Raw genomic sequence first — 10615 nt, 5'->3', positions numbered from 1 at the left:
TCGCTTAGCTCTAGGGAGTTTAGCTCAGCTGGGAGAGCATCTGCCTTACAAGCAGAGGGTCAGCGGTTCGATCCCGTTAACTCCCAAAGGTCCCGTAGTGTAGCGGTTATCACGTCGCCCTGTCACGGCGAAGATCGCGGGTTCGATTCCCGTCGGGACCGTTTAAGATAACGTAAGTTATTTTAGACTCGTTAGCTCAGTTGGTAGAGCAATTGACTTTTAATCAATGGGTCACTGGTTCGAGCCCAGTACGGGTCATATATGCGGGTTTGGCGGAATTGGCAGACGCACCAGATTTAGGATCTGGCGCTTAACGGCGTGGGGGTTCAAGTCCCTTAACCCGCATTAAGATATAATAAATGAGCCGGCTTAGCTCAGTTGGTAGAGCATCTGATTTGTAATCAGAGGGTCGCGTGTTCAAGTCATGTAGCCGGCATTTTTAGATAGAAGAAAACAGTGCGAACGTAGTTCAGTGGTAGAACACCACCTTGCCAAGGTGGGGGTCGCGGGTTCGAATCCCGTCGTTCGCTTAGAGAGGCCGGGGTGGCGGAACTGGCAGACGCACAGGACTTAAAATCCTGCGATTGGTAACGATCGTACCGGTTCGATTCCGGTCCTCGGCATAATATAATGAGCACCCTTAGCTCAACTGGATAGAGTACCTGACTACGAATCAGGCGGTTAGAGGTTCGACTCCTCTAGGGTGCATTTTTCTATTTAACTCGGGAAGTAGCTCAGCTTGGTAGAGTACTTGGTTTGGGACCAAGGTGTCGCAGGTTCGAATCCTGTCTTCCCGATTCATTACAGAGATATGTGAGTGTGTATTTTTATAACTAGATATTATATACATTAAGAGAGAATCAGTTTGGTTCTCTCTTTTTTGATTTTCAGCAATTCATTTTGGCAGCGTATACTTTTTGTCTCCAGTCTTTTCAATAAATACCGTAGTTTAGGTATACACATTGAATTCAAGGGATTTTATAACTCTTATAAATTTTTAAGAAAGTAATAGAAGGGTTTTGTTCAACGTATAATATATGTGTTTGTCTGATAAAAATTTCTACTCTTTTTGATTTTAAATAAGTATTAATTTACGTTATAGTCTAAATTTGATATCACTTTGACGGAAGGAACTATAGATTCTTTTCTACCCGTGTTTTGTTGTGTAATGTTTCTTGATTCTTTTAAACAGAATTTTTTATGACATTTGTCATATTTTCTAGTGACAGAAGCTTCTATCTCCTCTGATTTCAAAAGACTATAATTGAAGTATAAAATGGAGGAAGAAGTGATGAGAAATAAAATGATTATCGCAGTGAGTTTAGTAGTAGCAGGAGTTATGACCTATCTCATATTTTCGGGATTGGATGAGGGTTTCTACCATTTTCCTTGGGAGGTCTTTGCTGGCTTTGGAATGATGTCTTGGCTTGTTAGAGAAGGTTTGAAATTAGTCAGAGATGTGAAAAAGGAGTTTGAGGAATGAAGAGAGGGATCATCTATTTCTTTATCGGCCTGTCACTAGGGGTATGGTTGGTAGAAATGTTTACAGGTTGGTTTGCTCAAACCTTGCTTCGCCAATTCATCCGTGGTGCATGGGGGTGGGAGTTATTGATTTTTATCGCCTTTCCGATGGGGATGGAATGGCTGAAAGGAGAATATCATGAACATGATTAAGGTTCAAGGCTTACATAAAAATATCAAGGGTAAGGCTATTTTGAAGGATATTTCCTTTGAGGTAGCTGAAGGTGAATGTGTTGCCATGATTGGGCCAAACGGAGCAGGAAAGACAACGCTTTTGGACTGTTTGCTTGGAGACAAACTAGTCACCAGCGGTAAAGTATCCATCCAAGGCTTGTCAGTGACGAGTTCTCAGTTAGACTATATTAGAGGCTACCTGCCTCAAGAAAATGTGATTGTTCAGAAATTAAAGGTCAAAGAGTTGATTGCTTTCTTTCAAAGTATTTATCCAAATCCCTTGAGCAACCAGGAAGTCGATCAACTATTGCAGTTTAACAAGCAACAAAAAGAACAATTGGCAGAAAAATTATCAGGTGGGCAAAAGCGTCTCTTTTCATTTGTCTTGACCTTGATTGGCAGACCAAAGCTTGTATTTTTAGATGAGCCAACTGCTGCTATGGATACCTCTACTCGTCTACGTTTTTGGGAAATTGTTCAGGACCTAAAAGCGCAGGGAGTCACCATTCTTTATTCGTCCCATTACATCGAAGAGGTAGAGCATACAGCTGACCGGATTTTGGTCTTGAATAAGGGAGAGTTGATTCGTGATACGACGCCTCTAGCTATGCGTAGTGAGGGAATTGAAAAGCATTTTATCCTTCCTCTGGCATACAAGGAAGTTGTCGAACAGTCAAACTTGGTTGAAAACTGGTCACAAAAACAGGATGCTCTACAAGTAGTCACACGTGAAGCAGATGCTTTCTGGGAACTGTTAGTTCAAGCAGGATGTAGGGTTCAAGAAATTGAAGTCAATAATCGTAGCTTGCTGGATACAATCTTTGAAGAAACACAAAAGGGAGATGACTAAGATGAAACAATGGATAGCATTAAATAAGATAGAATTTCTATTGACCAAACGACAATTAGTCTATTATCTATTATCCGTAGGGATGCCGACAGCCTTCTATTTATTCTTTTCAGGCATGTACCAGGACACACCAGGTGGACCGGCTAATTTTATGCGCGACTACCTCATCTCCATGACGGCTTTTTCCATGATGTCGACAGCTATGTTTTCATTCCCAGCTGTTTTACATACCGATAAAATCAACAACTGGCAGAAAACATTGCGCCATACCCCTGTAAATATGGTAGAATATTATCTATCAAAGATAACAAGTATGATGGTTGATTATTTGGTCTCAATCCTGGTGGTTTTCTCAGTTGGGCATTTTGTAAGAGGTGTGGACATACCTCTAGCAAGCTGGGTTGGAGCTGCGATTTTGCTGATTATGGGAAGTATTGCTTTTGTAGCGCTTGGCTTGACCTTGACTCTCTTACCAACTAGTCAGCTGATGGCTGTCGTGGGCAATCTTCTTTATCTAGGGTTGGCTGTTTTAGGTGGACTCTGGATGCCTATCTCTTTATTTCCAGACTGGATGCAAGCAGTAGGTAAGTGTCTCCCGACCTATCAGTTGATGGAATTAATCAAGACCTTCTTAAATGAGGGTGGCATCAATTTATCAGCCACAGTTTATTTACTTGTTTTTTCAGCAGTTTTGTTTGGTTTGACCATTTACCTTCAAGGTCATAAGGAGAATGCTTAATGCTTGAAAGACTGAAAAGCATACACTATATGTTTTGGGCCAGTTTGATTTTTATGCTTTTTCCCATCCTACCTGTAGTGACTGGATGGCTTTCTGCCTGGCATTTATTGATTGATATTCTATTTGTAGTGGCGTATTTGGGTGTTTTAACAACTAAGAGCCAGCGTCTATCTTGGCTATATTGGGGCCTCATGCTGACTTATGTAGTTGGGAATACTGCCTTTGTTGCTGTTAATTATATCTGGTTTTTCTTTTTCCTATCCAATCTCTTAAGTTATCATTTTGGCGTACGTAGTTTAAAGTCTTTACATGTCTGGACATTTCTCCTTGCTCAAGTCCTTGTTGTGGGGCAACTTTTGATTTTTCAGAGAATCGAAGTTGAGTTTCTATTCTATCTACTTGTAATTCTTGCTTTTGTCGATTTAATGACTTTTGGCTTGGTTCGGATTCGTATTGTGGAGGATTTGAAAGAAGCTCAGGCTAAGCAAAATGCCCAGATAAATCTATTGCTTGCTGAAAATGAACGCAGTCGTATCGGTCAAGATTTGCATGATAGCTTGGGACATACCTTTGCTATGCTGAGTGTCAAAACTGATCTAGCCTTGCAGTTATTTCAAATACAGGCTTATCCACAGGTGGAAAAGGAATTAAAAGAAATTCACCAGATCAGCAAGGATTCCATGAATGAAGTGCGAACCATTGTGGAAAATCTTAAGTCTAGAACTTTGGCATCCGAACTAGAGACTGTGAAAAAGATGTTAGAAATTGCTGGAATTGAGGTGGAAATAGCTAATCAATTAGATACAGCTAGCTTAACCCAGGAATTGGAGTCAACGGCTTCTATGATTTTACTTGAATTAGTGACCAATATCATCAAACATGCTAAAGCGTCTAAAGTCTACTTAAAATTAGAACGGACAGAGAAGGAACTCATTCTAACAGTAAGTGATGATGGCTGTGGCTTCGCTTCTATAAAAGGAGATGAGCTCCATACAGTCCGAGATCGTGTTCTTCCATTTTCGGGAGAAGTAAAGGTAATTAGTTGGAAAGAACCGACAGAAGTTAAGGTTCGACTACCTTATAAGGAGAGAAACTAAGATGAAACTACTTGTTGCAGAAGATCAAAGTATGTTGCGAGATGCCATGTGCCAGTTGCTCACGCTTCAATCGGATGTAAAGTCTGTCTTTCAAGCCAAGAATGGGCAAGAAGCAATCCAACTATTAGAAAAGGAGTCTGTGGATATCGTCATCCTTGACGTAGAAATGCCCGTTAAGACAGGTCTTGAAGTCTTGGAGTGGATACGAGCAGAAAAGCTTGAAACAAAGGTGGTTGTAGTGACGACCTTCAAGCGCTCAGGGTATTTTGAACGTGCGGTCAAGGCTGGAGTAGATGCTTATGTATTAAAAGAAAGAAACATTGCAGACCTCATGAAAACCTTGCACACCGTCCTCGAAGGAGGCAAGGAGTATTCACCTGAATTGATGGAAGTGGTGATGACGCATCCCAATCCATTAACAGAGCAAGAAATCGCAGTTTTAAAGGGAATTGCTCAGGGTTTCTCTAACCAAGAAATTGCAGACAAACTTTATCTATCCAACGGAACAGTCCGAAACTATGTCACCAATATTCTTTCAAAACTAGATGCAGGTAATCGAACAGAGGCAGCTAATATAGCGAAAGAATCTGGTTGGATGTAATATTGTCATATATAGGAAACCATTATTTGCTAAAATTGAAGTGATTCAATGAAATAATTTGTAACTTGAGGGGGCTCAGTTTCCTCCTTTTTGTTTCGTCTAAGGTGGCACCAAGGAGCTAAAATTAACAATAAAAAAGAAAAATATCTTGACAACCAAGGGAAAAATTTGTTACAATAATAGACGGTACTTTTTACTTTTGGTCTCTCAAGAGTGTACAGGGACGTGCTGACAAATGTTGCAAAAGTACACACAGATGATAGCTGTCACCAAGTGTATCATCACCAAAAATAAAAAAACACAGGAGAATGTAGATGCCTACAATTAACCAATTGGTTCGCAAACCGCGTAAATCAAAAGTAGAAAAATCTAAATCACCAGCTTTGAACGTTGGTTACAACAGTCATAAAAAAGTTCAAACAAACGTTTCTTCACCACAAAAACGTGGTGTTGCAACTCGTGTTGGAACAATGACACCTAAAAAACCTAACTCAGCCCTTCGTAAATTCGCTCGTGTACGTTTGAGCAACCTTATCGAAGTTACTGCCTACATCCCAGGTATCGGACACAACTTGCAAGAACACAGCGTGGTTCTTCTTCGTGGTGGACGTGTAAAAGACCTTCCAGGGGTACGTTACCATATCGTCCGTGGTGCACTTGATACTGCAGGTGTTAACGATCGTAAACAAGGCCGTTCTAAATACGGTACTAAACGTCCAAAAGCATAAGGAAAGGGGATAAAGAGAAATGAGTCGTAAAAATAGAGCTCCAAAACGTGACGTATTGCCAGATCCGCTTTACAATTCACAACTAGTTACTCGTCTTATCAACCGCGTTATGCTTGACGGTAAACGTGGTACAGCTGCTTCAATCGTTTACGGTGCTTTTGAGCAAATCAAAGAAGCTACTGGTAACGATGCACTTGAAGTATTTGAAACAGCTATGGAAAACATCATGCCTGTACTTGAAGTACGTGCACGTCGTGTTGGTGGTTCTAACTACCAAGTTCCAGTTGAAGTTCGTCCAGAACGTCGTACAACACTTGGACTTCGTTGGTTGGTAACAATCGCTCGTCTTCGTGGTGAACACACAATGCAAGACCGTCTTGCAAAAGAAATCTTGGATGCTGCTAACAACACTGGTGCAGCAGTTAAGAAACGTGAAGACACTCACCGTATGGCTGAAGCTAACCGCGCATTCGCACACTTCCGTTGGTAAGATAGGATGCGAAAGCGTTAAGAAAGTCTCAGAGAAAATAGGGAATCGAAGCAGGTTGCGATTGCAACTAATGAGATTCATCTTTTTCTCCAGACTTTTAGCTTGAGCTCAACTATATCATGATGCTAGGAACGGTAAGGATGCAAGGTGAAAATAGGAAACTGACGCAGTATTCGACGAATACAAGGAAGTTTATCTTTTTCACACAGCATCCCGTTCCGGCTCAAATCGGCTAATTAACTTTAGCCCGGGTTCAAATTAGCTAAATCGATTAGTATTAGCTATAACTCAACTTACCAGCTCGTAAGCTGAAACCAACAATAGCATGAAAACATTGAGAACGGGTAGGTCCTGCCTATCCGTTTTTATTAAAATCGTGTTATAATAGAATAGAAATCAAAAATAAATAGGAGAAACAAACCTCATGGCACGCGAATTTTCACTTGAAAAAACTCGTAATATCGGTATCATGGCTCACGTCGATGCCGGTAAAACAACAACTACTGAGCGTATTCTTTACTACACTGGTAAAATCCACAAAATCGGTGAAACTCACGAAGGTGCGTCACAAATGGACTGGATGGAGCAAGAGCAAGAACGTGGTATCACTATCACATCTGCTGCAACAACAGCTCAATGGAACAACCACCGCGTAAACATCATCGACACACCAGGACACGTGGACTTCACAATCGAAGTACAACGTTCTCTTCGTGTATTGGATGGTGCGGTTACCGTTCTTGACTCACAATCAGGTGTTGAGCCTCAAACTGAAACAGTTTGGCGTCAAGCAACTGAGTATGGAGTTCCACGTATCGTATTTGCTAACAAAATGGACAAAATCGGTGCTGACTTCCTTTACTCTGTAAGCACACTTCACGATCGTCTTCAAGCAAACGCACACCCAATCCAATTGCCAATCGGTTCTGAAGATGACTTCCGTGGTATCATCGACTTGATCAAGATGAAAGCTGAAATCTATACGAACGACCTTGGTACAGATATCCTTGAAGAAGATATTCCAGCTGAATACCTTGACCAAGCTCAAGAATACCGTGAAAAATTGATCGAAGCAGTTGCTGAAACTGACGAAGAATTGATGATGAAATACCTCGAAGGTGAAGAAATCACTAACGAAGAATTGAAAGCTGGTATCCGTAAAGCGACTATCAACGTTGAATTCTTCCCAGTATTGTGTGGTTCTGCCTTCAAGAACAAAGGTGTTCAATTGATGCTTGATGCGGTTATCGACTACCTTCCAAGCCCACTTGACATCCCAGCAATCAAAGGTATTAACCCAGATACAGACGCTGAAGAAACTCGTCCAGCATCTGACGAAGAGCCATTTGCAGCTCTTGCCTTCAAGATCATGACTGACCCATTCGTAGGTCGTTTGACATTCTTCCGTGTTTACTCAGGTGTTCTTCAATCAGGTTCTTACGTATTGAACACTTCTAAAGGTAAACGTGAACGTATCGGACGTATCCTTCAAATGCACGCTAACAGCCGTCAAGAAATCGACACTGTTTACTCAGGTGATATTGCTGCTGCCGTTGGTTTGAAAGATACTACAACTGGTGACTCATTGACAGATGAAAAAGCTAAAATCATCCTTGAGTCAATCAACGTTCCAGAACCAGTTATCCAATTGATGGTTGAGCCAAAATCTAAAGCAGACCAAGATAAGATGGGTATCGCCCTTCAAAAATTGGCTGAAGAAGATCCAACATTCCGCGTTGAAACAAACGTTGAAACTGGTGAAACAGTTATCTCTGGTATGGGTGAGCTTCACCTTGATGTCCTTGTTGATCGTATGCGTCGTGAGTTCAAAGTTGAAGCAAACGTAGGTGCTCCTCAAGTATCTTACCGTGAAACATTCCGCGCTTCTACTCAAGCACGTGGATTCTTCAAACGTCAGTCTGGTGGTAAAGGTCAATTTGGTGATGTATGGATTGAATTTACTCCAAACGAAGAAGGTAAAGGATTCGAATTCGAAAACGCAATCGTCGGTGGTGTGGTTCCTCGTGAATTTATCCCAGCGGTTGAAAAAGGTTTGGTAGAATCTATGGCTAACGGTGTTCTTGCAGGTTACCCAATGGTTGACGTTAAAGCTAAACTTTACGATGGTTCATACCACGATGTCGACTCATCTGAAACTGCCTTCAAGATCGCGGCTTCACTTGCTCTGAAAGAAGCTGCTAAATCAGCACAACCAGCTATCCTTGAACCAATGATGCTTGTAACAATCACTGTTCCAGAAGAAAACCTTGGTGATGTTATGGGTCACGTAACTGCTCGTCGTGGACGTGTTGATGGTATGGAAGCACACGGTAACAGCCAAATCGTTCGTGCTTACGTTCCACTTGCTGAAATGTTCGGTTACGCAACAGTTCTTCGTTCTGCATCTCAAGGACGTGGTACATTCATGATGGTATTTGACCACTACGAAGATGTACCTAAGTCAGTACAAGAAGAAATCATTAAGAAAAATAAAGGTGAAGACTAATCAGTCCTCACTCTAGAAGGAAGTCACTTAGTGGCTTCCTTTTGTCTTTAGAAAATACCTCTAAGTATGGTAAAATAGTAGGAGAATAATGTGAGGAAAATGAATGTCAAACAGTTTTGAAATTTTGATGAATCAACTGGGGATGCCTGCTGAAATGAGACAGGCTCCTGCTTTAGCACAGGCTGATATTGAGCGAGTTGTGGTTCATAAAATTAGTAAGGTATGGGAGTTTCATTTCGTATTTTCTAATATTTTACCAATTGAAATCTTTTTAGAATTAAAGAAGGGTTTAAGCGAAGAATTTTCTAAGACAGGGAATAAAGCTGTTTTCGAAATCAAGGCTCGGTCTCAAGAATTTTCAAATCAGCTCTTGCAGTCCTACTATAGGGAGGCTTTCTCTGAGGGGCCATGTGCTAGTCAAGGTTTTAAGTCCCTTTATCAAAATCTGAGAGTTCGTGCGGAAGGCAATCAGCTATTTATTGAAGGATCTGAGGCGATTGATAAGGAACATTTTAAGAAAAATCATCTTCCTAATTTAGCCAAACAACTTGAGAAGTTTGGTTTTCCAACTTTTATCTGTCAAGTAGAGAAGAATGATGTGCTGACTCAAGAGCAGGAAGAAGCATTTCATGCTGAAAATGAGCAGATTGTTCAAGCTGCTAATGAGGAAGCGCTCCGTGCTATGGAACAACTAGAACAGATGGCACCTCCTCCAGCAGAAGAGAAACCAGCCTTTGATTTTCAGGCCAAAAAAGCTGCCGCTAAACCGAAGTTGGATAAGGCAGAGATTACTCCTATGATTGAAGTGACGACGGAGGAAAATCGTCTGGTCTTTGAAGGGGTTGTGTTTGATGTGGAGCAAAAAGTGACCAGAACAGGGCGTGTTTTGATCAACTTTAAAATGACGGACTACACTTCAAGTTTTTCTATGCAAAAGTGGGTTAAAAATGAGGAAGAGGCCCAGAAATTTGACCTTATCAAGAAGAATTCTTGGCTCCGAGTGCGTGGGAATGTGGAGATGAATAACTTCACACGCGATTTGACTATGAATGTGCAGGATGTGCAGGAAGTTGTTCACTATGAGCGGAAGGATTTAATGCCAGAAGGTGAGCGCCGGGTTGAGTTTCATGCTCATACTAACATGTCGACCATGGATGCTCTACCAGAGGTTGAAGAAATCGTTGCGACAGCTGCTAAGTGGGGACACAAGGCTGTTGCCATCACGGACCACGGGAATGTCCAGTCCTTCCCACACGGCTATAAGGCGGCTAAGAAAGCGGGGATCCAGCTGATCTATGGTATGGAAGCCAATATCGTGGAGGACCGCGTTCCTATCGTTTATAACGAAGTGGAGATGGACTTGTCAGAAGCAACCTATGTGGTCTTTGACGTGGAAACGACGGGTCTATCAGCTATCTACAATGACTTGATTCAGGTTGCGGCCTCTAAGATGTATAAGGGGAATGTCATTGCTGAATTTGATGAATTTATCAATCCTGGACATCCCTTGTCAGCTTTTACTACTGAGTTGACTGGAATTACAGATGATCACGTCAAAAATGCCAAACCACTAGAACAAGTTTTGCAAGAATTCCAAGAATTCTGCAAGGATACGGTCCTAGTTGCCCATAATGCGACCTTTGACGTTGGCTTTATGAATGCCAACTATGAGCGTCATGGTCTTCCTAAAATTAGTCAGCCAGTTATTGATACGCTGGAGTTTGCTAGAAACCTCTATCCTGAGTATAAACGTCATGGTTTGGGACCTTTGACCAAGCGTTTTGGTGTGGCCCTAGAACATCACCACATGGCCAACTACGATGCGGAAGCTACAGGTCGCCTGCTCTTTATTTTTATCAAAGAAGTAGCAGAAAAACATAGTGTGACCGATCTAGCTAGACTCAACATT

The 10615-nt window shown here is 41.6% G+C and carries 10 protein-coding genes and 9 tRNA genes; all 19 read left to right on the top strand.

What is annotated here, in order from left to right:
* Window positions 1-13: 13 nt before the first annotated feature.
* A tRNA-Val gene (locus tag SMIDD26_RS09035) sits at window positions 14-86 on the top strand.
* A 2-nt stretch (window positions 87-88) separates the two neighbouring features.
* A tRNA-Asp gene (locus tag SMIDD26_RS09030) sits at window positions 89-161 on the top strand.
* A gap of 24 nt (window positions 162-185) precedes the next feature.
* Window positions 186-258 (top strand) — tRNA-Lys (locus SMIDD26_RS09025).
* 5 nt (window positions 259-263) lie between these two features.
* Window positions 264-345: transfer RNA gene (locus SMIDD26_RS09020), tRNA-Leu, on the top strand.
* An 18-nt stretch (window positions 346-363) separates the two neighbouring features.
* A tRNA-Thr gene (locus SMIDD26_RS09015) sits at window positions 364-436 on the top strand.
* A 22-nt stretch (window positions 437-458) separates the two neighbouring features.
* Window positions 459-530: transfer RNA gene (locus SMIDD26_RS09010), tRNA-Gly, on the top strand.
* Window positions 531-537: 7 nt separating this feature from the next.
* Window positions 538-623: transfer RNA gene (locus tag SMIDD26_RS09005), tRNA-Leu, on the top strand.
* Between the two features lie 11 nt (window positions 624-634).
* Window positions 635-708, top strand: a tRNA-Arg gene (locus tag SMIDD26_RS09000).
* 15 nt (window positions 709-723) lie between these two features.
* Window positions 724-797: transfer RNA gene (locus tag SMIDD26_RS08995), tRNA-Pro, on the top strand.
* Between the two features lie 479 nt (window positions 798-1276).
* On the top strand, window positions 1277-1483 hold the full coding sequence (locus tag SMIDD26_RS08990; protein ID WP_000390793.1) for a hypothetical protein: 207 nt from the start codon (window positions 1277-1279) through the stop codon (window positions 1481-1483).
* Entirely contained in the window at window positions 1480-1674 is a 195-nt protein-coding gene (locus SMIDD26_RS08985; RefSeq protein WP_061439875.1) for a hypothetical protein, read from the top strand. Before SMIDD26_RS08990 ends, SMIDD26_RS08985 begins: the two co-directional genes overlap by 4 nt.
* Entirely contained in the window at window positions 1661-2545 is an 885-nt protein-coding gene (locus SMIDD26_RS08980; protein WP_061439874.1) for an ABC transporter ATP-binding protein, read from the top strand. Before SMIDD26_RS08985 ends, SMIDD26_RS08980 begins: the two co-directional genes overlap by 14 nt.
* Window position 2546: 1 nt before the next feature.
* Window positions 2547-3284: an ABC transporter permease gene (locus SMIDD26_RS08975; RefSeq protein ID WP_061439881.1), complete on the top strand. Its 738-nt coding sequence runs from the start codon at window positions 2547-2549 to the stop codon at window positions 3282-3284.
* A complete protein-coding gene (locus SMIDD26_RS08970) occupies window positions 3284-4381 on the top strand; it encodes a sensor histidine kinase (protein WP_061439873.1) in 1098 nt (365 codons plus the stop codon). Before SMIDD26_RS08975 ends, SMIDD26_RS08970 begins: the two co-directional genes overlap by 1 nt.
* Window position 4382: 1 nt before the next feature.
* A complete protein-coding gene (locus SMIDD26_RS08965) occupies window positions 4383-4982 on the top strand; it encodes a response regulator transcription factor (protein ID WP_061439872.1) in 600 nt (199 codons plus the stop codon).
* A 314-nt stretch (window positions 4983-5296) separates the two neighbouring features.
* The gene (gene rpsL / locus SMIDD26_RS08960) at window positions 5297-5710 is read left to right on the top strand and encodes a 30S ribosomal protein S12 (RefSeq protein WP_001142332.1); all 414 of its coding nucleotides are present in this window, start codon (window positions 5297-5299) and stop codon (window positions 5708-5710) included.
* Between the two features lie 19 nt (window positions 5711-5729).
* The gene (rpsG, locus tag SMIDD26_RS08955) at window positions 5730-6200 is read left to right on the top strand and encodes a 30S ribosomal protein S7 (protein WP_000087873.1); all 471 of its coding nucleotides are present in this window, start codon (window positions 5730-5732) and stop codon (window positions 6198-6200) included.
* Between the two features lie 424 nt (window positions 6201-6624).
* Complete coding sequence (fusA, locus tag SMIDD26_RS08950) at window positions 6625-8706, top strand: elongation factor G (protein ID WP_000090345.1); 2082 nt, start codon at window positions 6625-6627, stop codon at window positions 8704-8706.
* A gap of 103 nt (window positions 8707-8809) precedes the next feature.
* Window positions 8810-10615, top strand: a 1806-nt coding sequence (locus tag SMIDD26_RS13300) for an exonuclease domain-containing protein (protein ID WP_246747012.1), incomplete at its 3' end; no start/stop codon positions are given.

The sequence above is a fragment of the Streptococcus mitis genome (assembly GCF_001579035.1).
In the GTDB taxonomy this organism is placed as follows: domain Bacteria; phylum Bacillota; class Bacilli; order Lactobacillales; family Streptococcaceae; genus Streptococcus; species Streptococcus mitis_J.
Note: the sequence above shows the minus strand (reverse complement) of the source record. Positions and strands in the feature narration are given on the sequence as shown.

What these genes read in the sequence shown, in the direction of transcription:
- SMIDD26_RS08990 (WP_000390793.1), top strand. Translation starts at nt 1,277, where the DNA reads ATGGAGGAAGAAGTGATGAGAAATAAAATGATTATCGCAGTGAGTTTA.
- SMIDD26_RS08985 (WP_061439875.1), top strand. Translation starts at nt 1,480, where the DNA reads ATGAAGAGAGGGATCATCTATTTCTTTATCGGCCTGTCACTAGGGGTA.
- SMIDD26_RS08980 (WP_061439874.1), top strand. Translation starts at nt 1,661, where the DNA reads ATGAACATGATTAAGGTTCAAGGCTTACATAAAAATATCAAGGGTAAG.
- SMIDD26_RS08975 (WP_061439881.1), top strand. Translation starts at nt 2,547, where the DNA reads ATGAAACAATGGATAGCATTAAATAAGATAGAATTTCTATTGACCAAA.
- SMIDD26_RS08970 (WP_061439873.1), top strand. Translation starts at nt 3,284, where the DNA reads ATGCTTGAAAGACTGAAAAGCATACACTATATGTTTTGGGCCAGTTTG.
- SMIDD26_RS08965 (WP_061439872.1), top strand. Translation starts at nt 4,383, where the DNA reads ATGAAACTACTTGTTGCAGAAGATCAAAGTATGTTGCGAGATGCCATG.
- rpsL (WP_001142332.1), top strand. Translation starts at nt 5,297, where the DNA reads ATGCCTACAATTAACCAATTGGTTCGCAAACCGCGTAAATCAAAAGTA.
- rpsG (WP_000087873.1), top strand. Translation starts at nt 5,730, where the DNA reads ATGAGTCGTAAAAATAGAGCTCCAAAACGTGACGTATTGCCAGATCCG.
- fusA (WP_000090345.1), top strand. Translation starts at nt 6,625, where the DNA reads ATGGCACGCGAATTTTCACTTGAAAAAACTCGTAATATCGGTATCATG.